General features: G+C 59.6%; 23 protein-coding genes. 1 reads left to right on the top strand and 22 read right to left on the bottom strand.

Going from position 1 to position 26519, the window contains the following annotated elements; all coding sequences use genetic code 11:
* Nucleotides 1-2: 2 nt before the first annotated feature.
* On the bottom strand, nucleotides 3-1115 hold the full coding sequence (locus C9383_RS00870; protein WP_010212435.1) for an S-(hydroxymethyl)glutathione dehydrogenase/class III alcohol dehydrogenase: 1113 nt from the start codon (nucleotides 1113-1115) through the stop codon (nucleotides 3-5).
* Between the two features lie 108 nt (nucleotides 1116-1223).
* Between C9383_RS00870 and C9383_RS00865 the strand changes: the two genes are divergently transcribed.
* Entirely contained in the window at nucleotides 1224-2120 is an 897-nt protein-coding gene (locus C9383_RS00865) for a LysR substrate-binding domain-containing protein (protein WP_090366381.1), read from the top strand.
* Nucleotides 2121-2233: 113 nt separating this feature from the next.
* Here C9383_RS00865 and ispD read toward each other — a convergent pair whose 3' ends face one another.
* The 21 genes from ispD to pyrH all read right to left on the bottom strand — a co-directional run bounded on the left by ispD (nucleotide 2234) and on the right by pyrH (nucleotide 26399).
* Nucleotides 2234-2941 carry a 2-C-methyl-D-erythritol 4-phosphate cytidylyltransferase gene (gene ispD / locus C9383_RS00860; RefSeq protein WP_090366383.1) on the bottom strand — a complete coding sequence of 236 codons (708 nt, stop codon included), beginning with the start codon at nucleotides 2939-2941 and terminating at the stop codon, nucleotides 2234-2236.
* Entirely contained in the window at nucleotides 2938-3216 is a 279-nt protein-coding gene (gene ftsB / locus C9383_RS00855; RefSeq protein WP_057723188.1) for a cell division protein FtsB, read from the bottom strand. Before ftsB ends, ispD begins: the two co-directional genes overlap by 4 nt.
* A gap of 184 nt (nucleotides 3217-3400) precedes the next feature.
* Entirely contained in the window at nucleotides 3401-4690 is a 1290-nt protein-coding gene (gene eno / locus C9383_RS00850) for a phosphopyruvate hydratase (protein WP_060754053.1), read from the bottom strand.
* Nucleotides 4691-4847: 157 nt separating this feature from the next.
* On the bottom strand, nucleotides 4848-5693 hold the full coding sequence (gene kdsA, locus C9383_RS00845; protein WP_060754052.1) for a 3-deoxy-8-phosphooctulonate synthase: 846 nt from the start codon (nucleotides 5691-5693) through the stop codon (nucleotides 4848-4850).
* A 5-nt stretch (nucleotides 5694-5698) separates the two neighbouring features.
* Nucleotides 5699-7330 carry a CTP synthase gene (pyrG, locus tag C9383_RS00840; RefSeq protein WP_090366385.1) on the bottom strand — a complete coding sequence of 544 codons (1632 nt, stop codon included), beginning with the start codon at nucleotides 7328-7330 and terminating at the stop codon, nucleotides 5699-5701.
* Between the two features lie 273 nt (nucleotides 7331-7603).
* Nucleotides 7604-8923 (bottom strand): tRNA lysidine(34) synthetase TilS, encoded by a 1320-nt coding sequence (gene tilS, locus C9383_RS00835; protein ID WP_090366386.1) that lies wholly within the window; start codon nucleotides 8921-8923, stop codon nucleotides 7604-7606.
* A gap of 162 nt (nucleotides 8924-9085) precedes the next feature.
* Entirely contained in the window at nucleotides 9086-10033 is a 948-nt protein-coding gene (locus C9383_RS00830) for an acetyl-CoA carboxylase carboxyltransferase subunit alpha (protein ID WP_060754049.1), read from the bottom strand.
* Nucleotides 10034-10161: 128 nt separating this feature from the next.
* Nucleotides 10162-13683 carry a DNA polymerase III subunit alpha gene (gene dnaE, locus C9383_RS00825; RefSeq protein WP_060754048.1) on the bottom strand — a complete coding sequence of 1174 codons (3522 nt, stop codon included), beginning with the start codon at nucleotides 13681-13683 and terminating at the stop codon, nucleotides 10162-10164.
* Nucleotides 13684-13759: 76 nt separating this feature from the next.
* Complete coding sequence (gene rnhB / locus C9383_RS00820) at nucleotides 13760-14392, bottom strand: ribonuclease HII (protein ID WP_090366388.1); 633 nt, start codon at nucleotides 14390-14392, stop codon at nucleotides 13760-13762.
* Nucleotides 14389-15528: a lipid-A-disaccharide synthase gene (lpxB, locus tag C9383_RS00815; RefSeq protein WP_060754046.1), complete on the bottom strand. Its 1140-nt coding sequence runs from the start codon at nucleotides 15526-15528 to the stop codon at nucleotides 14389-14391. Before lpxB ends, rnhB begins: the two co-directional genes overlap by 4 nt.
* Nucleotides 15529-15530: 2 nt before the next feature.
* On the bottom strand, nucleotides 15531-16307 hold the full coding sequence (gene lpxA / locus C9383_RS00810) for an acyl-ACP--UDP-N-acetylglucosamine O-acyltransferase (RefSeq protein ID WP_090366389.1): 777 nt from the start codon (nucleotides 16305-16307) through the stop codon (nucleotides 15531-15533).
* Entirely contained in the window at nucleotides 16304-16744 is a 441-nt protein-coding gene (gene fabZ, locus C9383_RS00805) for a 3-hydroxyacyl-ACP dehydratase FabZ (RefSeq protein WP_003172281.1), read from the bottom strand. The genes lpxA and fabZ overlap by 4 nt, the downstream gene beginning before the upstream one ends.
* A gap of 111 nt (nucleotides 16745-16855) precedes the next feature.
* Nucleotides 16856-17911 carry a UDP-3-O-(3-hydroxymyristoyl)glucosamine N-acyltransferase gene (gene lpxD / locus C9383_RS00800; RefSeq protein WP_090366391.1) on the bottom strand — a complete coding sequence of 352 codons (1056 nt, stop codon included), beginning with the start codon at nucleotides 17909-17911 and terminating at the stop codon, nucleotides 16856-16858.
* Between the two features lie 3 nt (nucleotides 17912-17914).
* Nucleotides 17915-18418 carry an OmpH/Skp family outer membrane protein gene (locus tag C9383_RS00795; protein ID WP_060754043.1) on the bottom strand — a complete coding sequence of 168 codons (504 nt, stop codon included), beginning with the start codon at nucleotides 18416-18418 and terminating at the stop codon, nucleotides 17915-17917.
* Nucleotides 18419-18463: 45 nt separating this feature from the next.
* Nucleotides 18464-20851 (bottom strand): outer membrane protein assembly factor BamA, encoded by a 2388-nt coding sequence (gene bamA, locus C9383_RS00790; RefSeq protein WP_090366392.1) that lies wholly within the window; start codon nucleotides 20849-20851, stop codon nucleotides 18464-18466.
* Nucleotides 20852-20925: 74 nt separating this feature from the next.
* Nucleotides 20926-22278 carry a sigma E protease regulator RseP gene (gene rseP, locus C9383_RS00785; RefSeq protein ID WP_060754041.1) on the bottom strand — a complete coding sequence of 451 codons (1353 nt, stop codon included), beginning with the start codon at nucleotides 22276-22278 and terminating at the stop codon, nucleotides 20926-20928.
* A 53-nt stretch (nucleotides 22279-22331) separates the two neighbouring features.
* Entirely contained in the window at nucleotides 22332-23522 is a 1191-nt protein-coding gene (gene ispC / locus C9383_RS00780; RefSeq protein WP_090366394.1) for a 1-deoxy-D-xylulose-5-phosphate reductoisomerase, read from the bottom strand.
* Nucleotides 23519-24328 carry a phosphatidate cytidylyltransferase gene (locus C9383_RS00775; protein ID WP_090366395.1) on the bottom strand — a complete coding sequence of 270 codons (810 nt, stop codon included), beginning with the start codon at nucleotides 24326-24328 and terminating at the stop codon, nucleotides 23519-23521. The genes ispC and C9383_RS00775 overlap by 4 nt, the downstream gene beginning before the upstream one ends.
* Nucleotides 24329-25084: a polyprenyl diphosphate synthase gene (uppS, locus tag C9383_RS00770; protein ID WP_060754038.1), complete on the bottom strand. Its 756-nt coding sequence runs from the start codon at nucleotides 25082-25084 to the stop codon at nucleotides 24329-24331.
* Nucleotides 25085-25101: 17 nt separating this feature from the next.
* Nucleotides 25102-25659 carry a ribosome recycling factor gene (gene frr, locus C9383_RS00765; protein WP_016974404.1) on the bottom strand — a complete coding sequence of 186 codons (558 nt, stop codon included), beginning with the start codon at nucleotides 25657-25659 and terminating at the stop codon, nucleotides 25102-25104.
* Nucleotides 25656-26399 (bottom strand): UMP kinase, encoded by a 744-nt coding sequence (gene pyrH, locus C9383_RS00760; RefSeq protein ID WP_060754037.1) that lies wholly within the window; start codon nucleotides 26397-26399, stop codon nucleotides 25656-25658. Before pyrH ends, frr begins: the two co-directional genes overlap by 4 nt.
* Between the last annotated feature and the right edge of the window lie 120 nt (nucleotides 26400-26519).

The following is a 26519-nucleotide window of genomic DNA, read 5'->3' as shown; positions in this document are numbered from 1 at the left end:
CCTCAAAAGTGGATGACGGTACGAATGCTCTTGCCTTCATGCATCAGGTCAAACGCTTTGTTGATGTCTTCCAGCCCCATGGTGTGAGTGATGAACGTATCCAGCGGGATCTCGCCGGTCTGAGCCATCTCCACGTAGCTTGGCAGCTCGCTACGACCGCGCACGCCGCCGAAAGCCGAACCGCGCCAGACGCGTCCGGTGACCAGTTGGAATGGGCGGGTGGCGATTTCCTGGCCGGCACCGGCCACGCCGATGATCACCGACTCACCCCAGCCTTTGTGGCAGCACTCAAGGGCGGCGCGCATCAGTTGCACGTTGCCGATGCACTCGAAGGAAAAGTCCACACCGCCGTCGGTCAAGTCGACGATGACGTCCTGGATCGGGCGATCATAGTCTTTCGGGTTGATGCAGTCGGTGGCGCCCAGTTGCTTGGCGATTTCGAATTTGGCCGGGTTGATGTCGATCGCAATGATACGACCCGCCTTGGCCTTGACCGCGCCAATCACCGCCGACAGGCCGATGCCACCCAGGCCGAAGATCGCCACGGTGTCACCCGGCTTAACCTTGGCGGTGTTGATCACCGCACCAATACCGGTGGTGACGCCGCAGCCCAGCAGGCAGACTTTTTCCAGCGGCGCTTCTTTTGGGATCTTGGCTACGGAGATTTCGGGCAACACGGTGTACTCGGAGAACGTCGAGGTACCCATGTAATGGAAAATCGGCTGGCCCTTGTAGGAAAAGCGTGTAGTGCCGTCGGGCATCAAGCCTTTGCCCTGGGTGGAGCGGATTGCCTGGCACAGGTTGGTCTTGCCCGACAGGCAGAACTTGCACTTGCCGCACTCCGGCGTGTACAGCGGGATCACATGGTCACCCACGGCCACCGAGGTCACGCCCTCGCCGATGGCTTCAACCACCGCACCGCCCTCATGGCCGAGGATCGACGGAAAGATACCTTCCGGGTCAGCGCCCGACAGGGTGTAGGCGTCGGTATGGCACACGCCGGACGCGACCACGCGCAGCAGCACCTCGCCGGCCTTGGGCATGGCCACATCCACTTCAACGATCTCAAGGGGCTTCTTGGCTTCAAAGGCTACGGCGGCGCGGGACTTGATCATCCGGGTTTCTCCATGGGTTAAAAACTGAGGCGGTGAGTGTAAAACATGGCCCGGTGATGAATAATCCAGACAAAAGCAAAACTTTATTGCTGTACAGGGATAATCAACATGCTGGAAAACCGTTGGGAAGGCATCGATGAATTTGTCGCCGTCGCCGAATGCAGCCAGTTCACGGCAGCGGCCGAGCGCCTGGGCGTGTCGTCATCCCATATCAGCCGGCAGGTGGCACGCCTGGAAGAACGACTGCAAACGCGGTTGCTGTATCGCAGTACACGCAAGGTCACCCTGACCGAAGCCGGCCAGACCTTCCTGCAGCACTGCCAGCGTTTACAAGACGGTCGCGAAGAGGCCCTGCGCGCCGTGGGTGACCTCACCAGTGAACCCAAGGGCATGTTGCGCATGACCTGCGCGGTGGCTTACGGCGAACGGTTTATCGTGCCGCTGGTAACGCGATTCATGGCGCTGTACCCGCAATTGCGCGTGGATATTGAACTGACCAACCGCCAACTGGACCTGGTGCACGAAGGCCTCGACCTGGCGATTCGCCTGGGGCGCCTGCAAGACTCGCGCATGGTCGCCAGTCGGCTGGCCCCCCGACGCATGTACCTGTGCGCGTCGCCCTCCTACCTTGCAAGGTATGGTCGGCCACATAGCTTGTCGGAATTGAGTCGGCACAACTGCCTGATCGGCAGCTCGGATATCTGGCAATTGGCTCAGGACGGGCGCGAATTTTCTCAACGGGTGCAGGGTAACTGGCGTTGCAACAGTGGCCAGGCGGTACTGGATGCGGCGCTGCAAGGGGTTGGGTTGTGCCAATTGCCGGACTATTACGTGCTTGAGCATTTGCACAGTGGCGCGCTGGTGTCATTGCTGGAGGCGCATCAGCCGCCGAATACGGCGGTGTGGGCGTTGTATCCACAACAGCGGCATTTGTCGCCGAAGGTGCGCAAGTTGGTCGATTTCTTGAAGACGGGGTTGGCTGAGAGGCCGGAGTACATCAGTTGATCAATCAGTGATTGAACCTATCGCTATCGGAAACACGCCCCCTCCCACATTTGGAATGCATTTCAAATGTGGGAGGGGGCTTGCTCCCGATGGGGCCGCTGCAGTCCAGCGGCCTACCTGCGATTAGCCCAGCGTAAGCGCAACCACTCCAGATCCTCTGGCCGGGTCACCTTGATATTGTCCGAACGCCCTTCAATCAAGCGCGGCGCCTGGCCGGACCACTCCATGGCCGAGGCTTCGTCAGTGATCACGGCGTCGGCCACCAGGCTGTCGGCCAACGCACGGTGCAATGCCCCCAGGCGGAACATCTGCGGGGTATAGGCCTGCCAGATCAGGCTGCGGTCGACGGTTTCCATCACCCGCCCATGCTTGTCGACACGCTTGAGGGTATCGCGAGCCGGCACGGCCAGCAGGCCACCGACCGGGTCATCCACCAGTTCGCTCAAGAGTTTGTCGAGATCGTCACGGCTCAGGTTTGGCCGCGCGGCATCGTGCACCAACACCCAATCGTCGTCGTTGGCGCCCAAGGCGTTGAGTTGCAAGAGTGCATTGAGCACCGACCCGGAACGTTCCGAGCCACCGTCCGCACGATGGATACGCGCGTCGCCGGCACACGCCAGTTCAGGCCAATAAGGATCATCAGAAGCAAGACTGACCACCAGGCCCTTGAGCGATGGATGGTCGAGAAAACAGCCAAGGCTGTGTTCGAGAATGGAGCGCCCGCCCAGTTGCAGATACTGCTTGGGACGGTCAGCGGCCATACGGGCACCGACGCCCGCGGCAGGAATCACGGCCCAGAAGGCCGGTAGACGGTAACTCATTGGGCCAACTGGTAGAGGGTTTCACCCTCCTTGACCATGCCCAATTCATGACGAGCCCGCTCTTCAACGGTCTCCGTACCTTTTTTCAGCTCAAGCACTTCGGCGTCAAGGACGCGATTACGCTCCAGCAGGCGTTCGTTTTCGGCGTGCTGGTCGGCAATCTGCTGGGTCAGTTCTTCTACCTGCGCAAAGCTGCCATTACCGACCCATAGGCGGTACTGCAGGCCAGCCAGCAACAAGAGCAAGACGAGGAATAACCAATTGGGACTGCGCATCGAAATCCGGGTATCCAGTGAAAAAAGCCAGCCATGTAAAACTTTTGCAGCAACTGATAGCACGAAGCCTGGAAGGACCAGGCTTGTGCTAGATAGCCATCAGGTTAGCGTCGAAAAACACCCTATCGTGGTTTTTCCGACGCAATCCAACGACTTTTTACCATGCTTTACCATCAAGTAGCGATCAACCGCGAAACTCACCGCGACCGTTGTACTTGGCTTTACCCGCCAGTTGCTCTTCGATACGCAGCAATTGGTTGTACTTGGAAACGCGGTCGGAACGGCACAGGGAACCGGTCTTGATCTGGCCCGCCGAGGTGCCCACAGCCAGGTCGGCAATGGTCGAGTCTTCGGTTTCGCCGGAGCGGTGGGAGATCACGGCGGTATAGCCTGCTGCCTTGGCCATCTGGATGGCTTCCAGGGTTTCGGTCAGGGTGCCGATCTGGTTGAACTTGATCAGGATCGAGTTGGCGATCTTTTTGTCGATGCCTTCTTTCAGGATCTTGGTGTTGGTCACGAACAGGTCGTCGCCCACCAGTTGGATTTTTTCGCCGATCTTGTCGGTGAGGACTTTCCAGCCGGCCCAGTCGGACTCATCCAGGCCGTCTTCGATCGAGATGATCGGATAGCGCTCGGTCAGACCTTTGAGGTAGTCGGCAAAACCTTCGGAAGTGAATACGTGGCCTTCACCCGACAGGTTGTATTTGCCGTCTTCATAGAACTCGCTGGCTGCGCAGTCCAGGGCCAGGGTCACGTCAGTGCCCAGCTTGTAGCCGGCGTTGGCCACGGCTTCGGAGATCACTTTCAGCGCATCTTCGTTGGACGCCAGGTTTGGCGCGAAACCGCCTTCGTCACCCACGGCAGTGCTCAGGCCACGAGCCTTCAGTACAGCCTTCAGGTGATGGAAAATCTCGGTGCCCATGCGCAGGCCATCGGAGAAAGTCTTGGCGCCAACCGGCTGCACCATGAATTCCTGGATGTCGACGTTGTTATCGGCATGCTCGCCACCGTTGATGATGTTCATCATCGGCACCGGCATCGAGTACACACCCGGAGTGCCATTCAGGTTGGCAATGTGAGCGTACAGCGGCAGGTCCTGGTCCTGGGCAGCAGCCTTGGCAGCGGCCAGGGACACGGCGAGGATGGCGTTAGCGCCCAGGTTGCCTTTGTTTTCGGTGCCGTCGAGCTTGATCATCGCGTGATCCAGGGCTTTCTGGTCCACCGGATCCTTGCCCAGCAACAGGTCACGGATCGGGCCGTTGATGTTGGCTACGGCCTTCAGTACACCTTTGCCCAGGTAACGGCTCTTGTCGCCATCACGCAGTTCCAGCGCTTCGCGCGAACCGGTGGAAGCACCGGACGGCGCGCAGGCGCTACCGATGATGCCGTTATCGAGAAGCACGTCGGCTTCGACGGTGGGGTTGCCACGGGAGTCGAGAACTTCACGACCTTTGATGTCGACGATTTTTGCCATTGTTGTAAACACTCCAAAGTTGACGAAAACGACGCAGCTGAAGGAAAACTTTTGACCGACCGCAAGGGTGGAACAACGGGGCAGGCTTGCAGGCGACAAGGCTCAGGCCCGCGGGCCTGAGCATAAAACGAGGGAAAGTCTACCGGAGAAACGGTGCTTACGCGGTTTCTACCGTCGGAAAACTCTTGACCAGTTCGTCCAACTGCTTGAGCTGGGCCAGGAACGGCTCCAGCTTGTCCAGGCGCAGGGCGCAAGGACCATCGCACTTGGCGTTGTCCGGGTCCGGGTGGGCTTCCAGGAACAGGCCGGCCAGGGACTGGCTCATGCCCGCCTTGGCCAGGTCGGTGACCTGGGCACGACGCCCACCGGCGGAGTCCGAGCGACCACCGGGCATTTGCAGCGCGTGGGTCACGTCGAAGAACACCGGGTATTCGAACTGTTTCATGATGCCGAAACCGAGCATGTCCACCACGAGGTTGTTGTAGCCGAAGCTCGAGCCACGCTCGCAGAGGATCAACTGGTCGTTACCCGCTTCCACGCACTTGTTCAGGATGTGTTTCATCTCCTGGGGCGCAAGGAACTGGGCTTTCTTGATGTTGATCACCGCGCCGGTCTTGGCCATCGCCACGACCAGGTCGGTCTGGCGCGACAGGAAGGCCGGCAACTGGATGATGTCGCACACCTCGGCGACCACGGCAGCCTGTTCAGGCTCGTGGACGTCGGTGATGATGGGCACGCCGAAGGCTTGCTTGATGTCCTGGAAGATCCGCATGCCTTCTTCAAGGCCCGGGCCGCGATAGGAGGTCACGGACGAACGGTTGGCCTTGTCGAAGCTGGCCTTGAACACGTAGGGGATGCCCAGCTTCTGGGTGACCCGCACGTACTCTTCACAGACCTGCATCGCCATGTCGCGGCTTTCCAGCACGTTCATGCCGCCAAACAACACCATGGGCTTGTCGTTGGCAATCTCGATGTCGCCTACGCGAATGATCTTCTGGGCCATCAGGGTTACGCCTTCTTCTGATGTTGCGTCAGTGCTGCCTTGACGAAACCGCTGAACAACGGGTGACCGTCACGCGGAGTCGAGGTGAACTCAGGGTGGAACTGGCAAGCGACGAACCATGGGTGATCCGGTGCTTCGACCACTTCAACCAGCGCGCCGTCACCGGAGCGACCGGAGATTTTCAGGCCGGCTTCCTTGATCTGCGGCAGCAGGTTGTTGTTCACCTCGTAGCGGTGACGGTGACGCTCGACGATCACGTCCTTGCCATAGCAGTCGTGTACCAGCGAGCCCGGCTCCAGCAGGCAATCCTGCGCGCCAAGGCGCATCGTGCCGCCCAGGTCGGAGGTTTCGGTACGGGTTTCAACGGCGCCGGTGGCATCTGCCCACTCGGTGATCAGGCCCACGACCGGATGGCCGCTGCTGTGATCGAACTCGGTGGAGTTGGCGTCTTTCCAGCCCAGCACGTTACGGGCGAACTCGATAACGGCCACTTGCATGCCCAGGCAGATCCCCAGGTACGGCACCTTGTTCTCACGGGCGTACTGTACCGCAGTGATCTTGCCTTCCACGCCACGCAGGCCGAAACCGCCAGGAACGAGGATCGCATCGACACCTTCGAGCAGCGCAGTGCCCTGGTTCTCGATGTCTTCGGAATCGATGTAGCGCAGGTTGACCTTGGTACGGTTGCTGATACCGGCGTGGCTCATCGCTTCGATCAGCGACTTGTACGCGTCCAGCAGTTCCATGTACTTGCCGACCATCGCGATGGTGACTTCGTGCTCGGGGTTGAGCTTGGCGTCGACCACGGCGTCCCACTCGGACAGGTCCGCGCCGCCACACTGCAAGCCGAAACGCTCGACCACAAAATCATCCAGGCCTTGCGAATGCAGGATGCCCGGGATCTTGTAGATGGTGTCGGCGTCTTCCAGGCCAATCACCGCACGCTCTTCAACGTTGGTGAATTGCGCGATCTTGCGGCGCGAGGAAATATCGATCGGGTGATCGGAGCGGCATACCAGCACGTCCGGCTGCAGGCCGATGGAACGCAGTTCCTTGACCGAATGCTGGGTAGGCTTGGTTTTGGTTTCGCCGGCGGTGGCAATGTACGGCACCAGGGTCAGGTGCATCAGCATCGCGCGCTTGGCGCCGACTTCGAAACGCAGCTGGCGGATCGCCTCGAGGAACGGTTGGGATTCGATGTCACCCACGGTGCCACCGATCTCGACCATCGCCACGTCGGCATCGCCTGCACCCTTGATGATGCGGCGCTTGATTTCGTCGGTGATGTGCGGGATCACCTGGATGGTTGCACCCAGGTAGTCACCACGGCGCTCCTTGCGCAGCACGTGCTCGTAGACACGGCCGGTGGTGAAGTTGTTGTTCTGGGTCATGGTCGTGCGGATGAACCGCTCGTAGTGGCCCAGGTCCAGGTCGGTCTCGGCGCCGTCATGGGTGACGAACACTTCACCGTGCTGGAACGGGCTCATGGTGCCCGGGTCGACGTTGATGTACGGGTCCAGCTTGAGCATGGTGACTTTAAGCCCCCGCGCCTCCAGGATGGCCGCCAATGAAGCGGAGGCAATGCCTTTCCCCAATGAAGAAACAACACCGCCCGTGACGAATATGTAGCGCGTCATGAAAAACCCTAGAAGTCTGCGTTAAAGCGGTCCGAGCCGCCGGGGAAAGCGAAGGAAGGCCGAAGCCCCCGATCACCTGCATTAATCACAGTGCACCTTTCAAAAAAACCGCCGCGTGGTGACAGACCAGCAATGAAACACCGGTACGTTGATCGCTACACATTTTTTGGAATCGCCCAGCAAAGACTGCTTGGTAATCGGCAACTGCTGCGATTCAGGAGAATCCACAGAAGTTGTATCAAGAAGGGAGCGTAGTCTACCGGAAAGGCTCTATCAGCTCAAACCTTGATCGCAGTTCTGTGGCAACCAATGCAATTGCCAATCTTCACTCGGTACTGCCCAGCGTCCAGCGACGCTGGGGCCACCCAGCAATTGCTCGCCCCGATACAGGAGCGGCAATCTGCCACGGACGAAGCCCGGCAGCGCGCTTTCGTTAAGCAGGCGCTTCAGATCACGGCGACCTCGCCCCGGCACCTCGAGCACTTCACCGCCCCGGCGATAACGAACCTCCAGAGGACCTTCGGGCGCCTTGCCGACCAACTCCAGCCGGCCATTGCCGGGTAACTCTAGTGGGTTTTGCGGATCGGGCCAGCTCAACGTTGCGTCGGAAAATTCCGCCCAGGCACCCGGCAACCACCAGATGCGCTCGCTGCAACGGTGCAACTCGCCATCGGCCATGCGCCACAGAGGTTGCGCATCCGGCTTGGCGTCGCGCAGGGAATGCCAACCGGCCCAGTGATCACTGTCGGGTAAACGGGTCAGCGGGGTCAGCCAATGACGCAAGGCGTTGCGCTGGCGAGCGTCGGAAAGCTCACGCAATGGTGCAAGGGCCAGTGACGGTAAAGGCAGCCAGGGGATTGGTGAAGGTTGGTCCGCGGCCTGCAAGTCCATCCGCGCCAAGTCGTCCAGCAGCCCCTGGGCCTCGCCGAGCTGCTCGGCGGTATGGGCCAGGCGGCTGGCGGCTTGCGGCCAGCGCTGCGTCAGTGTCGGGAAAACGCGATGGCGCAAATAATTGCGCGAAAAATGCGGGTCGGCATTGGAAGGGTCTTCGACCCATAGCAATTGATGTTCATGGGCGTAGGCTTCCAGCTCACCACGTGATACGTCGAGCAAGGGTCTCAGCAGATGGCCTCCCGCCAGGGGGCGATGACCAGGCATCGCCGCCAAGCCACGCACACCGGCCCCACGCAGCAGGCGAAACAACAGGGTTTCGGCCTGATCTTCGCGATGCTGGCCCGTAAGCAACACCCCCCCTGCCCCCGTGACTTCGGCAAACGCCTGATAACGTGCGTCGCGGGCGGCGCGCTCAAGGCTCGCTCCGGGCCGGACCTGCACACGCATGACGCACAAGGGCACGCCAAGGCTGTCGCACACCGACTGGCAATGACCGGGCCACGCGTCGGCGGCAGCTTGCAGGCCATGGTGGACATGCACGGCACTGAGCGTCGGGAACGTTTCGGTTTTTGCCAAAGAGACCAGAAGGTGCAGCAGCACGGTGGAATCCAGCCCACCTGAGAAAGCGACGTGCCAGGCCGGGGCATTGCGCCACGGGGCAAGGGCTTGAAGGAGCTTGGCGGCTAGCGCTGGCTTCATCGGAAAATACCGCCATCAAACTGGAATGCGACAACCCAGCATACACAAAGCAAATGTAGGAGGGGGCTTGCTCCCGATAGCAGTGGGTCAGTCAATGGACCCATTGACTGACACTCCGCAATCGGGAGCAAGCCCCCTCCCACATTGAGTATTGCGACGATCTTACAGGCCGTAGCTCATCAGGCGCTCATAACGACGGGTCAGCAGCGCTTCGTTATCCAGCTTCTTGAGCATCGCCAGTTGCGAACCCAGTTCGGCGCGGATGGTCGCAGCAGCGGCAGCCGGGTCGCGGTGAGCGCCGCCCAATGGCTCGGCGATCACTTTATCCACGATACCCAGGCCTTTGAGGCGATCGGCAGTAATGCCCATGGCTTCGGCAGCGTCCGGCGCCTTTTCTGCGGTTTTCCACAGGATCGAGGCGCAACCTTCCGGCGAGATCACCGCGTAGGTCGAATACTGCAGCATGTTCAATTGATCGCAAACGCCAATGGCCAATGCGCCGCCGGAGCCCCCTTCACCAATCACAGTCGCGATGATCGGGGTTTTCAGGCGAGCCATGACGCGCAGGTTCCAGGCAATCGCTTCGCTCTGGTTGCGCTCTTCAGCGTCGATACCCGGGTAGGCGCCCGGCGTGTCGATGAAGGTCAGGATCGGCATTTTGAAGCGCTCGGCCATTTCCATCAGGCGGCAAGCCTTGCGATAGCCTTCCGGACGCGGCATGCCGAAGTTGCGGCGCACCTTCTCGCGGACTTCACGGCCTTTCTGGTGACCGATCACCATGACCGGCTGGTCATCCAGGCGGGCGATACCACCAACGATGGCGGCGTCATCCGAGAAGTGGCGGTCGCCATGCAGCTCGTCGAATTCGGTGAAGATGTGCTGGATGTAGTCCAGGGTGTATGGGCGACGCGGATGGCGAGCCAGGCGTGCGATCTGCCAGCTGGTCAGCTTGCCGAAGATGTCTTCGGTCAGCGTCTTGCTCTTGTCTTGCAGGCGGGAGATTTCATCGCCGATATTCAGCGAATTGTCATTGCCGACCAGGCGCAGTTCTTCGATCTTGGCTTGCAGGTCAGCGATCGGCTGTTCGAAATCAAGAAAATTCGGGTTCATAAGCGTCCGTCTTGGGTCGACGGCCAAGGAGTGCCTGGCCAGCCGGTTGTCTATTCGCGCCCTACCTTAAGGGAGAGGCGCGTTTAGGTCGAGATTAAATGTTCAGCCGAGGTCAGGTGTGCTGACCATCAGCGGTATTGGAGGAAGACGTTGTCTCGCCCGAACTGGTCACGCAAAGCTTGAATCAAGCCATCCGCCGGATCAATTCGCCACGTCTCGCCAAATTGCAACATCGCCTTGGCGTCGTTGCCGGTGTATTCCATGGTCACAGGGCAAGCGCCACGGTGACGCTTGAGCAAATCACCCAACCAGCGTAGCTGATCGCCCTTGAGCGCTTCGGTCTTGACCTTCAAGCGCAGGCTTTCGGCCAGGTTGGTACGGGCATCTTCCATACTCATGACCCGCTTGATCCGCAGACGCAGGCCACCGGAGAAGTCATCGTTACTGACCTCCCCTTCCACCACCACCATGGCATCGGTCTGCAGCAACGATTGTGCCGAGTGGAACGCATCGGCAAACAGCGACGCCTCGATTCGCCCCGAGCGGTCGTCGAGGGTGATAAAGCCCATCTTGTCGCCCTTCTTGTTCTTCATCACCCGCAGGGCGATGATCATGCCGGCGACGGTCTGGGTGTCGCGCGCCGGCTTCAGGTCGATGATGCGCTGACGGGCAAAACGACGGATCTCTCCTTCGTATTCGTCGATCGGGTGACCGGTAAGGTACAGACCCAAGGTGTCTTTCTCACCCTTGAGACGTTCCTTGAGGGTCAACTCCTTGGCCTTGCGGTGGTTCGCGTATACATCCGCATCTTCTTCGACGAACAGCCCCCCAAACAAGTCCGCATGGCCACTGTCGTGGGTGCGGGCAGTCTGTTCGGCGGCCTTGATCGCCTCTTCCATGGCGGCCAGCAGCACCGCCCGGTTGCGGTCGATATTAGCCTGGTAAGCCTTCGGCTCATCATGGAAATAGGGGCCGAGACGGTCAAGTGCGCCACTGCGGATCAGGCCATCGAGGGTGCGCTTGTTGATGCGCTTGAGGTCAACCCGGGCACAGAAGTCGAACAGATCCTTGAACGGCCCGTCCTGCCGCGCTTCGGTGATCGCTTCCACCGGGCCTTCGCCGACCCCCTTGATCGCGCCCAGGCCATAGATGATGCGGCCTTCGTCATTCACCGTGAACTTGAACTCCGAGGCGTTCACGTCCGGCGCGTCGAGGCGCAGCTTCATGGTGCGCACTTCCTCGATCAAGGTCACGACCTTGTCGGTGTTGTGCATGTCCGCCGAAAGTACCGCAGCCATGAAGGGCGCCGGGTAGTGGGCTTTCAGCCAGGCGGTCTGGTACGACACCAGGCCGTAGGCGGCGGAGTGGGATTTGTTGAAACCATAACCGGCGAATTTTTCCACCAGGTCGAAAATGTTACCGGCCAGGTCGGCGTCAATATTATTGGTGGCACACCCCTCAATGAAACCACCGCGCTGCTTGGCCATTTCCTCGGGTTTTTTCTTACCCATGGCGCGACGCAGCATGTCCGCACCACCCAGGGTGTAGCCCGCCATCACCTGGGCAATCTGCATCACCTGCTCCTGATACAAGATGATGCCGTAGGTCGGTGCAAGTACTGGCTTGAGGCCCTCGTACTGATAATCGGAGTGCGGGTATGCCAGCTCGGCACGCCCGTGCTTACGGTTGATGAAGTCATCCACCATGCCCGATTGCAGCGGCCCCGGACGGAACAGGGCCACCAGTGCGATCAAGTCTTCCAGGCAGTCGGGCTTGAGCTTTTTGATCAGCTCCTTCATGCCCCGGGATTCAAGCTGGAATACTGCCGTGGTTTCGGCTTTTTGCAGCAACGAATAGGTCGGCTTGTCATCCAGCGGGATAAACGCGATATCCAGCGGCTCCTCGCCGGCCTTGGCGCGGTCGCGGTTGATCGTCTTGAGCGCCCAATCGATGATCGTCAGGGTCCGCAGGCCCAGGAAGTCGAACTTCACCAAGCCGGCGGCTTCCACGTCGTCCTTATCGAACTGGGTAACCAGGCCGTCGCCTTCTTCATCGCAGTAGATCGGCGAAAAGTCGGTAAGTTTGGTCGGTGCGATAACCACGCCACCGGCATGCTTACCCACGTTACGCACCACACCTTCGAGCTTGCGGGCCATGTCCCAGATTTCGGCGGCCTCTTCATCAACCTTGATAAAGTCGCGCAGGATTTCTTCCTGCTCGTAGGCTTTTTCCAGCGTCATGCCGACTTCGAACGGGATCATCTTCGACAGGCGGTCCGCCAGGCCGTAAGACTTGCCCTGTACGCGCGCCACGTCACGGATTACCGCCTTCGCCGCCATGGAACCGAAAGTGATGATCTGGCTTACAGCGTTGCGGCCGTATTTCTCAGCCACGTACTCGATCACGCGGTCACGGCCATCCATGCAGAAGTCGACGTCGAAGTCGGGCATGGACACCCGTTCCGGGTTCAGGAACCGCTCGAACAGCAGGTCATACTCCAGCGGGTCGAGGTCGGTGATCTTCTGTACATAAGCCACCAGCGAGCCGGCGCCTGAGCCTCGACCCGGGCCAACCGGCACGCCGTTGTTCTTGGCCCACTGGATAAAGTCCATCACGATCAGGAAGTAACCGGGGAACCCCATCTGGATAATGATATCCAGCTCGAAATTCAGCCGATCCACGTAGACCTGGCGCTTGGCCTCGTAATCTTCGGTGGTGTCCTTGGGCAGCAGAACGGCCAACCGCTCTTCCAGGCCATCGAACGACACCTTGCGGAAGTACTCATCGATGGTCATGCCATCGGGAATCGGGAAGTTGGGCAGGAAGTGCTTGCCCAGTTTCACTTCAATGTTGCAGCGCTTGGCGATCTCGACGGAGTTTTCCAGGGCCTCGGGCAGGTCGCTGAACAGCTCGGCCATCTCCTCGGCACTTTTGAGATATTGCTCTTCGCTGTAGTTTTTCGAGCGGCGCGGGTCATCCAGCGCCCGGCCTTCACCGATGCACACACGGGTTTCGTGGGCCTCGAAATCTTCTCGCTTGATGAAACGCACATCGTTGGTCGCCACCAGCGGTGCGCCCAACTTGTCGGCCAGCGCCACTGCGGCGTGCAGGTGTTCTTCATCGTTAGGCCGATTGGTACGCTGGACTTCCAGGTAAAAACGGTCGGGGAAGACCTGCATCCACTCGCGGGCCAGTACTTCGGCTTCCTGGGGGTTGCCGCCGAGCAGCGCAATGCCGATCTCGCCTTCCTTGGCGGCGGACAGCATGATCAGCCCTTCGCTGGCCTCGGCCACCCACTCGCGCTCGATGATGATCGAGCCATTGCGCTGGCCGTCGATAAAACCACGGGAAATCAGTTCGGTGAGGTTGCGATAACCCACGCCGTTCATCGCCAGCAGGCTGATGCGGCTCAGGGGGTTATCCGGGTCTTTGTTGGACAGCCACAGGTCGGCGCCGCAAATCGGCTTGATGCCGGCGCCCATGGCGTTCTTGTAGAACTTGACCAGGGAACACATGTTGTTCTGGTCGGTCACCGCCACCGCAGGCATGTTCATGCCCACCAGGGTTTTGACCAGCGGTTTGATCCGTACCAGGCCATCGACCAGGGAGTATTCAGTGTGCAGGCGTAGGTGAACGAATGAAGCCGGCATAGTGATCCTGTCTAGATACGTGGAAACAACAAGGCCCGGATTGTACCGGGCCTTGAGCAAAACATCAGCCTCGCGACTACACCTCGCTGAGGCTCTCCCGCGCCTCGTAAGCCAGGCGCACCGGGGCGAACGAGCGGCGATGGATCGGCGTCGGGCCCAGACGAGCCAAGGCTTCCAGATGAACGGGCGTTGGGTAACCCTTATGCCCGCCGATGCCATAGCCGGGGTAGATCAATTCGAAAGCCGCCATTTCACGGTCTCGGCTGACCTTGGCCAGGATGGAAGCCGCCGCAATAGCAGGCACCTTGCTATCACCCTTCACCACCGCTTCCGACGGCATCGCCAGTTTCGGGCAGCGATTACCATCGATCATCGCCATCTTTGGCGTGATGTGCAGGCCCTCTACCGCACGCTGCATGGCAAGCATGGTGGCGTGCAGGATGTTCAGCTCATCGATTTCCTCGACCTCGGCCCGGGCGATATGCCAGCTCAGGGCTTTCTCACAGATCTCGTCGTAGAGCTTTTCGCGGCGCGCTTCGGTGAGTTTCTTCGAATCGTCAAGACCCAGGATCGGACGGTTCGGGTCAAGAATGACGGCCGCCGTAACGACAGCGCCGCACAGCGGCCCGCGCCCTACCTCATCAACACCGGCCACCAGTTCATCGGCTTGGGCAACCAGGCTGAAATCCAGGCCCATTTGCGTCTTCATAGGGTTTCCTGTCGATGGCCGATCAAGGTGAGCACGGCATCCGCCGCCTGGTTCGACGCATCACGGCGCAACGTGCGGTGAATATCGTCAAAGCCACGGGTCTGCTCTTCGCCACCCTCTATCAAGGGAAGTACGGTCTGCGCCAGGGCTTCAGGGGTCGCGTCGTCCTGTAGCAACTCCGGCACCAACAGGCGCTGGGCCAGCAGATTGGGCAAGGAGATGTAGGGACTTTTGACCATGCGCTTGAGAATCCAGAACGTCAGTGGTGCAAGACGATAGGCCACTACCATCGGACGCTTGTACAACAACGCCTCGAGAGTGGCAGTGCCTGAAGCGATCAGCACCGCATCACAGGCCGCGAGCGCGAGGTGCGACTGACCATCCAGCAGCGTCAGCGGTAAGTTGCGACCGTCAAGCAAGGCCTCGATCTGCGTACGACGTTGCGGGCTGGCACACGGCAGCACGAAGCGCACACCCGGTTTCAAGACCATCAAGCGCTCGGCGGCATCAAAAAACAGGGCGCCCAGCCGCCCGACTTCACCACCGCGGCTGCCCGGCATCAGTGCAACCAGCGGGCCATCGGCCAAGCCCAGCTCGGCACGCGCCGCTGCGCGATCGGCCTGCAGAGGGATGGTGTCGGCCAACGTGTGCCCCACAAAGCGCACCGGCACACCCTTCTCTTCATAGAATCGGGCTTCGAAGGGCAGCAAGGTCAGCATCAGGTCGCAGCCTTCGCGGATCTTCAGCACGCGCTTTTGCCGCCATGCCCACACGGACGGGCTGACGTAATGCACGGTCTTGATCCCGGCCTGGCGCAATTTGAGTTCGATGTTAAGGGTGAAGTCCGGCGCGTCGATTCCGATAAAGACGTCGGGCTTTTCTTCAATCAGTGTCTGGATCAGCAGTTTGCGGCGAGCCAGCAGCTCTCGCAGTCGCCCCAGCACTTCCACCAACCCCATGACGGACAGGCGTTCCATGGGAAAGTAGGACGTGAGGCCCTCGGCCTGCATCAACGGCCCACCCACACCGATAAACTCGACGGCAGGATGCTGGGCCTTGAGTGCACGCATCAGGCCTGCCCCCAGAATATCGCCGGAAGCTTCCCCGGCCACCAACGCTATACGCAGATTGGCCATGATTAACGGGTGATGCCGCGAGTCGACGCCTGGATCGAGTCCCGGAACACGGCCACTTCCGGAAACTGTGCAGCCGACTCGGTCAGTTCCGTCAATGCCTGCTCAACCGTCAGCCCCTGGCGGTAGACCACCTTGTAGGCACGACGCAGGGCATGGATCTGGTCTTCGCTGAAACCACGACGGCGCATGCCTTCGAAGTTCATGCTGCGGGCTTCGGCCGGGTTGCCGAATACCGTGACGAATGCCGGAACATCCTTGCCGATTGCGGTCCCCATGCCGGAAAAGGCGTGGGCACCGATATGGCAGTACTGATGGACCAGGGTGAAGCCGGACAGAATCGCCCAGTCGTCAACGTGCACATGGCCTGCCAATGCAGTGTTGTTGACCAGGATGCAGTGGTTGCCGATCACGCTGTCATGGCCGATATGCGCATAGGCCATGATCAGGTTGTGATCACCCAAGGTGGTCTCGGCACGATCCTGCACGGTGCCACGATGAATGGTCACACCTTCACGGATGATGTTGTGGTCACCGATTACCAGGCGTGTTTCTTCACCCTTGTACTTCATGTCGGGGGTGTCTTCGCCTACCGAGGAAAACTGGTAGATACGATTATGCTTACCAATGCGCGTCGGGCCTTTTAGGATCACATGCGGCCCGATGACAGTCCCCTCGCCGATTTCAACACCTGCGCCGACGATCGACCAAGGGCCGACCTCAACGTCGGCGGCCAGTACGGCCGACGGATCGATGATTGCGCGAGGGTCAATCAAACTCATAGTTTGCGTTCCGCACAGATGATCTCAGCCGAGCACACCGGCTTGCCATCCACCGAGGCCTGGCATTCGAACTTCCAGATCTGGCGTTTGCAACTGATGAACTTGGCTTCCAGGATCAACTGGTCGCCCGGCGTGACCGGATTGCGGAAACGCAGTTTGTCGGAGCCCACGAAATAGTAGAGCGTGCCGTCGGCAGGCTTGAGGTCGAGCATTTTGAAACCAAGGATACCGGCAGCCTGGGCCATTGCTTCAATGATCAGCACGCCTGGCATGATGGGATGCGCGGGAAAGTGGCCGTTGAAGAACGGTTCGTTGATGCTGACATTCTTGTAGGCACGAATGCGCTTTTCCTCGACATTGAGGTCCACTACGCGGTCCACCAGCAGGAACGGGTAACGGTGAGGCAGGTATTCGCGAATCTCGTTGATGTCCATCATTTCGGGGGGAAGCCTGTAATAAAGATTGGGGGCGGGCGAACTAAAAGCACGCCCCGCTAGCAAATCAAGGAAGCCGCCCAGCGGCTGTGCACACTTGATATGGAAATGGTATCAGCCTTCTGATGAAGCATTACCGTCAGGGGTCACGTCTCCAACACGCTTTTCAAGCTGTTTGAGGCGTCGGGCCATGTCGTCAAGCTGTCTCAAGCGCGCTGCACTTTTACGCCACTCAGCCGCCGGCTGCATGGCAGTACCGGAAGAGTAGGCCCCTGGCTCGGTGATCGAGTGGGTGACCATGGTCATGCCGGTGATGAAAACGTTGTCGCAAATATCGATATGCCCCACCAGCCCTACGCCACCGGCGAGCATGCAATGCTTGCCGATTTTGGTGCTGCCGGAGATACCGACACACGCCGCCATGGCGGTGTGGTCGCCGATCTGCACGTTGTGGGCGATCTGGATCTGGTTGTCGAGCTTCACGCCGTTACCGATTACGGTGTCGGCCAGGGCGCCACGGTCCACGGCGGTGTTAACGCCGATTTCCACGTCATCCCCAATCAAGACACCGCCAACCTGGGCAATCTTGTGCCAAACGCCTTTGGAATTGGCAAAGCCGAAACCTTCACCGCCGATCACCGCGCCCGACTGAATAACCACGCGTTCACCGATACGCACATCGTGGTAAAGGGTGACACGCGGAGCCAACCAGCCATCGGCGCCGATTTCACAGCGCGCCCCGATAAAGCAATGGGCACCCACGGTGACGCCAGCGGCAATACGTGCGCCACTTTCGATCACGGCAAACGCACCAATGTTGGCAGCAGGGTCAACCTGGGCATCATCGGCAATCACCGCGCTGGGATGAATACCACCGGCGGCCTTGGGCTTTGGATCGAACAGGTGCGACGCTTTCGCGTACGACAGGTACGGGTCGGCCACCACCAGCGCATCCCCGGCGTAACCCTCGGCATCAGCAGCCTTCAGCAACACGGCTGCGGCTTGGCAACCGACGAGGTACTTACGGTATTGAGGATTTGCGAGGAAGCTCAACTGAGCTGGGCCAGCCTCCTGCAAGGTGGCTAGCCCAGTGATTTCCTTCTCCGGGGAGCCGTGCAAGACGGCCCCCAGGAACTCGGCCAACTCGCCGAGCTTGATAGTCGCGGTCATGGGTTACTTCAGCTGGTTCATGCGCTCGATCACCTGGCGGGTGATGTCGTATTGAGGCTTGACGTCGATCACGGCGCCACGCTCGAACACCAGGTCAAAGGCACCTTTCTTGATGACTTCTTCCACAGCGCTGTCGAGTTTCGGCTTGAGCTGCTTGAGCATTTCACGGTCAGCAACGGCCTTGGCTTCGTTCAGTTCCTTGGACTGGAACTGGTAGTCACGGGCCTTTTGCTTGAATTCAAGTTCCAGACGCTCGCGCTCGGGCTGCTGCATCTTGTCGCCACCGGCTACCAGGCGATCCTGGATGCCCTTGGCGCTGCTTTCCAGGGTCTTGAGCTTGGTCAACTGCGGACCGAATTTTTTCTCGGCATCCACGGCGTATTTCTTGGCCGCATCGGATTCCAGCAGAGCCATCTGATAGTTCAGGACGGCGATTTTCATTTCGGCGAAGGCCGGGGTGGTTACCAGCACAGTTGCCAGCAGAACCAATTGAGTCAACTTACGCACGATGCACTCCTACAGAATCCGTTGTCGTTATCTTGGGTCAGACGCTTAGAACGTCTGGCCGAGGGAGAATTGGAAAATCTGGGTTTCAGCGTTATCCGGTTTCTTGACCGGCATGGCCAGAGCAAAGCTCAACGGGCCAAGCGCAGTTACCCACGTCACACCTACGCCAACGGAGCTCGCCAGGTTGGACAGGCTAACATCATTGCACTGGGTGTTGGACTTCACGCCGCTCGGGTTGGTGATCTGCTCGCACTTGGAGTCGAACACGTTACCCACATCCCAGAAGACCGAAGTACGCAGGGAACGCTGATCTTTGACAAACGGCAGCGGGAACAGGATTTCCGCACCACCCTGGATCAGTACGTTGCCACCGAATGGCAATGGCTTGTCGTCCGAGTCAACAGTTGTGCCCTGGTTACCTGTCACACCCACACCACGGCTCGGCGTACCACGTGGGCCCAGGGTGCTGTCCTTGAAGCCGCGAACCGAGTTGAAACCACCTGCATAGTAGTTCTCGTAGAACGGTAGACCACTGGTGGAACCATAGCCATCGCCATAACCCAGCTCAGTGTGCAGGCGCATGGTGTAGTTATCGCTCAGCGGCTGAAACAACTGGCCACGGTAGTCGAGCTTGAAGAACGACAGGTCGCTGCCCGGCGTAGTGGCTTCCAGCGTCAAGCTCTGGGAGTGACCACGGGTCGCCAGCACACCTTTGTTCAGGGTCGACTCGGACCAGCCGGCCGACGCCTTGAAGTTCGTGAACTGATCGCCTTCCTTACGAACAAAGTCAAAGATCTCATCCACGGTGTACACACCGGTCTTGATCTTGTCCTGTTGCGCGGTCAGACCAAAGGTCAGGCGCGAGGTCTCGCTGATCGGGTAACCAATGTTGGCACCCACACCCATGCTGTCGATTGCATAGCTTGCAACGTCGACGTCGAGGTCTTTGTAGTCAGTGGTGCGATAGAAGGCGTTGTAGCCCAGGCTCACACCGTCGGCAGTCCAGTAGGGGTCGGTATAACTGAAGTTATAACGGCTCTGGTATTCGCTTCGGGTCAGGCCGACAGACACACGGTTACCCGTACCGAGGAAGTTGTTCTGTGTGATCGAGCCACCCAGAATCAGGCCCGCGCTCTGTGCGAAGCCGACGCTGGCGGTGATCGAACCCGAGGCTTGTTCTTCAACGGCGTAGTTCACGTCAACCTGGTCATCCACACCTGGGACGGCCGGGGTTTCGACGTTGACTTCCTTGAAGAAGCCCAGGCGTTCAAGACGGGTCTTGGACTGGTCGATCAAGTAGGTCGACGCCCAGCCACCTTCCATCTGGCGCATTTCACGGCGCAGCACTTCGTCCGCAGACTTGGTGTTGCCACGGAAGTTGATGCGGTTCACGTAGGCACGCTTGCCCGGGTCGACCACGAAGGTAATGTCCACGGTGTGGTCATCATCATGCGGGGTCGGTACGCCGTTGACGTTGGCGAAGGTATAGCCTTCGTTACCCAGGCGACGGGTAATCAGCTCGGACGTGGTGGTCATCAGCTTGCGCGAGAACACCTGGTCCTTCTGCACCAGCAACAGCGACTTCACCTGGTCTTCAGGTACTTTCAGGTCGCCGCTGAGCTTGACGTCACGAACCTTGTACTTTTCGCCTTCGTTGACGTTGACGGTGATGTAGACGTGCTTCTTGTCCGGGGTGATGGACACCTGGGTCGAAGCGATGTCCATGTTGATATAGCCGCGGTCCAGGTAGTAGGAGCGCAGACGTTCCAGGTCACCGGACAGTTTTTCACGGGCGTACTTGTCATCGTTCTTGAAGAACGACAGCCAGTTGGTGGTCTTGAGTTCGAACAGGTCGATCAGGTCTTCATCAGCGAACTTGGTGTTGCCCACCACGTTGATGTGCTGAATGGCCGCTACCGTACCTTCGTTAATGTTGACCTTCAGGCCGACACGGTTACGCGGTTGGGGGACGACTTCGGTTTCCACGGTCGCGGAGTAGCGGCCCTGGGCAACGTACTGGCGTTGCAGTTCGTTACGCACACCCTCAAGGGTGGCGCGCTGGAAGATCTCGCCCTCGGCCAGGCCGGATTGCTTGAGGCCCTTCATCAGGTCTTCAGTGGAGATCGCCTTGTTGCCCTCGATCGTGATACTGGAGATGGAAGGCCGCTCAACGACCGTGATAACCAGGACGTTGCCTTCGCGACCCAGCTGGATATCTTGAAAGAACCCGGTTTTGAACAGCGCACGAGTGGATTCCACCAGGCGACGATCATCAGCCTGTTCCCCGACGTTCAACGGCAAGGCACCAAAGACGCTACCTGCGGAAACCCGCTGGAGGCCGTTGACGCGAATATCGGAGATAGTGAAGGACTCGGCGTGAACTTCGGCGATCATCAATACGGTGAGAACCGCAGTTAGCAGCAGACGTTTCATGAAGTCCTTTCTTATTCCAACTGGCAATAAACAAACTGCCGCAAAATGCGGCAGATTCGCAATTCAGCGAAGCGTTACAGTCGTCCCAGATCGTTGACCAGAGCTAACAACATCACTCCAACCACCAAACTGATACCGATCTGTATCCCCCAACCCTGCACCCGATCCGACAAGGGGCGACCACGCACCCACTCGACCAGATAAAACAGCAGATGCCCCCCATCCAGTACTGGAATAGGCAGCAAATTCAGAACCCCAAGGCTGATACTCAGATAAGCCAGGAAATTCAGGAAATCCGCGACACCCGACTGGGCAGAAGCGCCCGCCACTTTAGCAATGGTTATCGGCCCACTCAAGTTTTTTACCGAGAGCTCGCCGAACAACATTTTTTTGAGGGATTCGAGGGTCAGCACGCTCATGGTCCAGGTGCGTTTCGCGCCCTCGCCAATCGCGGCCAGCGGCCCGAAGCTGACCTCTCGCACCATCGATGGCGGCCACTCGACACCCTTGACCCCCGCCCCCAGGTAACCCCCGGCGGCCTTGGCCTCCCCACGAACCGACAAGGTTACGGGGACGTCGATTTGAGCACCATCACGCTCAACTTTCAGCACAATTTTGGTATCGGGCCGTACACGTACCAGATCGACCACTTGCTGCCAGTCACCGAGCACCTGGCCATCCAGGGCCAACAGGCGATCACCGGTTTTCAGACCTGCGGCCTGGGCCGGACCTTTCGGATCCAGCTCCGCCAGCACTGGCGGCAAAGCCGGTCGCCACGGGCGAATCCCCAGGGACTTGATCGGATCAGGCTCATCCGCGCCCTTGAGCCAGTGATCCAGGGCCAGTTCGCGCGCAGTCTCAAGCGTGGAGTCCTGGTCGCGAACCACAACACTGACGGTACCGCTCTCGCCCAGACGCCGCACCAGCTGCAAATTGACCGCTCCCCAACCGGTGGTTGGTTCGCCATCAATGGAAACAATTTCCTGCCCCGCGGCCAGGCCAGCCTTGGCCGCCATGCTGTCTGCGTCGACCGCACCGATAACCGGACGCACCTGCTGACTGCCCAGCATGGCCAACACCCAGAAAAACACCATCGCCAACAGGAAGTTGGCGATCGGACCGGCGGCGACGATCGCGATACGCTGACGAACGGTCTTGCGATTGAAAGACTGATCCAACTGGTCGGCCGGCACTTCACCTTCGCGCTCGTCGAGCATCTTGACGTAGCCACCCAATGGTATGGCGGCAATCACGAACTCGGTGCCACGACGGTCATGCCAACGCAACAAGGGCATGCCGAAACCGACTGAAAAGCGCAGTACTTTGACGCCGCAACGACGCGCCACCCAAAAGTGGCCGAATTCGTGGAAGGTCACCAACACACCCAGAGCAACCAGGGTGCCGACAATCATATAAAGCGCACTCATCTAATTTCTCCGCCTTTCAATCCAGTGCCTGCGGGCTCAACCGCACCTACAGGCTAACGCGCATTGCGTTCCAACCATTGCTCGGCCAGGCCGCGGGCCTTCCTATCCGCTTCAAACACGGCGCCCAGGTCGTTGACAGCCACTACCGGCTCCCGAGCCAGGACATCCTCGATAATACTCGCGATCTGCGGAAAACGGATGCGCCGCTCAAGAAAGGCCGCGACCGCCACCTCATTGGCCGCATTAAGCATCGCCGGCGCGCTGTTACCCGCCTCCACTGCCTCGCGCGCCAGGCGCAGACAAGGAAAACGCTGCTCGTCCGGCGCTTCGAAGTCCAGGCGCGCAATTGCAAACAGGTCCAACGGCGCCACACCGGAATCAATGCGTTCCGGCCACGCCAGGGCGTTGGCGATGGGCGTACGCATGTCTGGGTTGCCCAACTGCGCCAGCACCGAGCCATCCACGTAATCGACCAGGGAATGAATCACACTTTGCGGGTGAACCACCACCTCGACCTGATCCGGCCGAGCATCAAACAGCCAGCAAGCCTCGATCAGCTCCAGCCCCTTGTTCATCATGCTCGCCGAATCCACGGAAATCTTGCGCCCCATGGACCAGTTGGGGTGTGCACAGGCCTGATCCGGAGAGACATGCTCCAATTCAGCCAGAGGCGTCTGCCGGAACGGCCCACCGGAAGCGGTCAACAGAATCCGACGCACGCCAACCTGGCTCAAGCCACGGGAGAAATCACCCGGCATGCACTGGAAAATCGCGTTATGTTCGCTGTCGAGAGGCAGCAACACCGCGCCACTCTTGCGCACCGCCTGCATAAAGAGCGCGCCGGACATAACCAGCGCTTCTTTATTGGCCAGCAGAATCTTCTTGCCTGCATCGACCGCCGCCAGCGTCGGACGCAAACCCGCTGCGCCGACAATGGCAGCCACGACGGTGTCCACTTCGGCATCGGCCGCCACCTGGCACAACCCCGCCTCCCCCACCAATACCTGAGTGGCGAGGCCGGCAGCGCGCAGGTCATCCTGCAAACCACGCGCCAGCGCCGCCTCGGGCACCACAGCAAAGCGTGGCGAGTGGAGAACGCAAAGGGCCAGCAACTCGCTCAGGCGGCTAAAACCGGTCAGGGCAAATATTTGATAGCGATCAGGATGACGCGCAATCACATCCAGGGTACTCAGCCCTACCGAACCAGTCGCCCCCAGTACGGTGACTTGCTGCAGACGGCTCACGAGGCAGTCATCCACAACAACACGGCAAAGATCGGAATCGCCGCGGTGAGACTGTCGATACGGTCCAATACACCGCCATGCCCCGGAAGCAGGTTGCTGCTGTCCTTGATACCGGCCTGGCGCTTGAACATGCTTTCGGTGAGGTCACCCACCACCGAAATGAACACGACAATGGCCGTACCCAACAGCGCCAGGAAGATTTCCTTCACCGACCAGTCGCGCACAACGCCGACCACCAGCGTGATCGCCAGCGTCAATGCGAGGCCGCCGTACACGCCTTCCCAGCTCTTGCCCGGACTGACCGCCGGCGCCAGCTTGCGCTTGCCGAACGCCCGACCGGAGAAATAGGCGCCGATATCCGCGCCCCAGACCAATACCATCACCGCCATGATCAACCAGTTGCCCATGGACGCATTCTTGATCTCCACCAGGCCTTGCCAGGCGGGCAGCAGGATCAACAAGCCGATCACCAGCTTGCATGCCACGCTGGACCACTGGCCACTGGTCCGTGGGTAGGTGAGCACCAGGTAGGTCGCCAGCGCCCACCACAGCACCGCCGCCCCCAACACCCAAGGCACGATGATGCTCGACAGGGTATGCATCAGGAACAGCGACAGCGCCACGAATGCCGCGTACGCCACACGTGGCGCCTGGGCATTGAAACCCGCCAGGCGCGCCCATTCCCAGGCCCCGAGTGTTACGACCAGGCCGATAAACAGCGCAAAGCCGGAACCGTCGAGCAGGAAAAAACCGCACAAGGCAATCGGCAGCAGGATCAGTGCCGTGATGATTCGTTGTTTAAGCATTTAAACCCGGGCTCCAGCTTCGATCTGCTCGCTCGTTTTACCAAAGCGACGCTGACGGGAAGCGAAATCGGCCAGCGCATTACGCATGGCATCGTGTTTGAAGTCCGGCCAGAACAGGTCGGAGAAGTACAACTCGGTGTAGGCCAACTGCCACAACAGGAAATTGCTGATGCGGTGCTCGCCACCGGTACGGATGCACAAGTCAGGCAACGGCAGGTCGCCGGTTACCAGGCAGGTTTGCAACAGTTCGGGCGTAATGTCTTCCGGCCGCAGATGCCCGGCCTGCACTTCGCGGGCCAGCCGTTGCGCAGCCTGGGCGATATCCCACTGGCCACCGTAGTTGGCTGCAATCTGCAGCACAAAACGGTTGGCGCCAGCAGTCATTGCCTCGGCTTCGCGCATGGCCGCTTGCAGTTCCGGATGGAACCGCGAGCGATCACCAATGATGCGCAGACTGATGTTGTTATCGTTGAGGCGCTTGGCCTCACGCCGCAGCGCCTTGAAGAACAGGTCCATCAAGGCACTGACTTCATCGGCGGGCCGCTGCCAGTTCTCGCTGGAGAAGGCAAACAGCGTCAACACTTCAACCTTGGCTTCGGCACACACCTCAATCACGGCGCGCACCGCATCGACACCCGCTTTATGCCCGGCAACACCCGGCATAAAGCGTTTTTTCGCCCAGCGATTATTCCCATCCATGATGATCGCGACATGGCGCGGTACCACGGAGGGCACAGTCTGCTTGGTCTTTTCCATGAAGGCGTCCTGACCCCTTATACGGCCATCAGGTCCTTTTCTTTTTCCTCGGTAGCCTTGGTGATCTGCGCCTCGGCGTCCTTGGTCAACTTGTCGATATCGGCGACGGCACGACGCTCTTCGTCTTCGCTGATTTCCTTGTCCTTGACCAGCTTCTTCAGGTCACCCAGCGCATCGCGACGGATATTGCGCACGGCAACACGCGCATCTTCGGCTGCGCTGCGGGCCTGCTTGGTGAAGCCCTTGCGGGTTTCTTCAGTCAGGGCCGGCATGGAGATCAACAGCAACTCACCCAGGTTGGTCGGGTTGAGGTTCAAGCCGGCGCTCTGGATGGCCTTGTCGACGGCGGCGAGCATGTTGCGCTCGAACGCCACGACTTGCAGGGTGCGCGAGTCCTTGACCGTCACGTTGGCCACGCCGCTCAGCGGAGTGTCAGCGCCGTAGTAAGGCACCATGACGCTGCCCAGAATGCTCGGGTGCGCCTTGCCGGTACGAATCTGGCCAAATGCGTGGCTCAGAGACTCCAGGGATTTCTGCATACGCGCTTGGGCGTCTTTCTTGATTTCGTTGATCATTGTTGGCCTTCCTCGATCAAAGTCCCTTCTGCGCCGCCGTGTACGATATTCAGCAGGGCGCCGGGCTTGTTCATGTTAAATACGCGCAGCGGCATCTGGTGGTCGCGGCACAGGCAAATAGCGGTCAGGTCCATCACGCCCAGCTTGCGATCCAGCACTTCATCGTAGGTCAGATGATCGAACTTCTCGGCATGCGGGTCTTTGAATGGGTCTGCGGTGTACACACCGTCCACCTTGGTCGCCTTAAGCACGACATCGGCATCGATCTCGATAGCGCGCAGGCACGCAGCCGAATCGGTCGTGAAGAACGGGTTGCCCGTGCCGGCAGCAAAGATCACCACTTCCTTGGAGTTCAGGTGACGCATGGCTTTACGACGATCATAGTGATCGGTCACGCCGACCATGGAAATAGCCGACATCACGATAGCCGAGATATTGGCACGCTCCAGGGCGTCACGCATGGCCAAGGCGTTCATCACAGTGGCCAGCATGCCCATGTGGTCGCCAGTGACCCGATCCATACCGGCGGCACTCAGCGCCGCACCACGGAACAGGTTACCACCACCGATCACCAGGCCAACCTGAACACCGATACCGACCAACTGGCCGACCTCAAGCGCCATGCGATCGAGCACCTTGGGATCGATCCCGAACTCTTCCGAGCCCATCAGGGCCTCGCCGCTAAGTTTGAGTAGAATGCGTTTATAGCGAGCCTGATAACCACTGCCCTGCTGAGCCATTGCGAATCTCTCCTGCGGCGTATTTTTTAAAAAATTCTTGGCGAGCCGTTTACGGCTTGCGTTCACTCTAGCTGGACGCTATCACAGCGCCATCGGAACACGGCTTTGTAAGCCAGTTCC

The organism is Pseudomonas palleroniana (assembly GCF_003031675.1).
In the GTDB taxonomy this organism is placed as follows: domain Bacteria; phylum Pseudomonadota; class Gammaproteobacteria; order Pseudomonadales; family Pseudomonadaceae; genus Aquipseudomonas; species Aquipseudomonas palleroniana.
This window is presented reverse-complemented; position numbering and strand designations above follow the sequence as displayed.

Bases quoted from the DNA above. Each gene is read 5' to 3' on its own strand.
- C9383_RS00870 (WP_010212435.1), bottom strand. From the start codon at position 1,115: ATGATCAAGTCCCGCGCCGCCGTAGCCTTTGAAGCCAAGAAGCCCCTT.
- C9383_RS00865 (WP_090366381.1), top strand. From the start codon at position 1,224: ATGCTGGAAAACCGTTGGGAAGGCATCGATGAATTTGTCGCCGTCGCC.
- ispD (WP_090366383.1), bottom strand. From the start codon at position 2,941: ATGAGTTACCGTCTACCGGCCTTCTGGGCCGTGATTCCTGCCGCGGGC.
- ftsB (WP_057723188.1), bottom strand. From the start codon at position 3,216: ATGCGCAGTCCCAATTGGTTATTCCTCGTCTTGCTCTTGTTGCTGGCT.
- eno (WP_060754053.1), bottom strand. From the start codon at position 4,690: ATGGCAAAAATCGTCGACATCAAAGGTCGTGAAGTTCTCGACTCCCGT.
- kdsA (WP_060754052.1), bottom strand. From the start codon at position 5,693: ATGGCCCAGAAGATCATTCGCGTAGGCGACATCGAGATTGCCAACGAC.
- pyrG (WP_090366385.1), bottom strand. From the start codon at position 7,330: ATGACGCGCTACATATTCGTCACGGGCGGTGTTGTTTCTTCATTGGGG.
- tilS (WP_090366386.1), bottom strand. From the start codon at position 8,923: ATGAAGCCAGCGCTAGCCGCCAAGCTCCTTCAAGCCCTTGCCCCGTGG.
- C9383_RS00830 (WP_060754049.1), bottom strand. From the start codon at position 10,033: ATGAACCCGAATTTTCTTGATTTCGAACAGCCGATCGCTGACCTGCAA.
- dnaE (WP_060754048.1), bottom strand. From the start codon at position 13,683: ATGCCGGCTTCATTCGTTCACCTACGCCTGCACACTGAATACTCCCTG.
- rnhB (WP_090366388.1), bottom strand. From the start codon at position 14,392: ATGAAGACGCAAATGGGCCTGGATTTCAGCCTGGTTGCCCAAGCCGAT.
- lpxB (WP_060754046.1), bottom strand. From the start codon at position 15,528: ATGGCCAATCTGCGTATAGCGTTGGTGGCCGGGGAAGCTTCCGGCGAT.
- lpxA (WP_090366389.1), bottom strand. From the start codon at position 16,307: ATGAGTTTGATTGACCCTCGCGCAATCATCGATCCGTCGGCCGTACTG.
- fabZ (WP_003172281.1), bottom strand. From the start codon at position 16,744: ATGATGGACATCAACGAGATTCGCGAATACCTGCCTCACCGTTACCCG.
- lpxD (WP_090366391.1), bottom strand. From the start codon at position 17,911: ATGACCGCGACTATCAAGCTCGGCGAGTTGGCCGAGTTCCTGGGGGCC.
- bamA (WP_090366392.1), bottom strand. From the start codon at position 20,851: ATGAAACGTCTGCTGCTAACTGCGGTTCTCACCGTATTGATGATCGCC.
- rseP (WP_060754041.1), bottom strand. From the start codon at position 22,278: ATGAGTGCGCTTTATATGATTGTCGGCACCCTGGTTGCTCTGGGTGTG.
- C9383_RS00775 (WP_090366395.1), bottom strand. From the start codon at position 24,328: ATGCTTAAACAACGAATCATCACGGCACTGATCCTGCTGCCGATTGCC.
- uppS (WP_060754038.1), bottom strand. From the start codon at position 25,084: ATGGAAAAGACCAAGCAGACTGTGCCCTCCGTGGTACCGCGCCATGTC.
- frr (WP_016974404.1), bottom strand. From the start codon at position 25,659: ATGATCAACGAAATCAAGAAAGACGCCCAAGCGCGTATGCAGAAATCC.
- pyrH (WP_060754037.1), bottom strand. From the start codon at position 26,399: ATGGCTCAGCAGGGCAGTGGTTATCAGGCTCGCTATAAACGCATTCTA.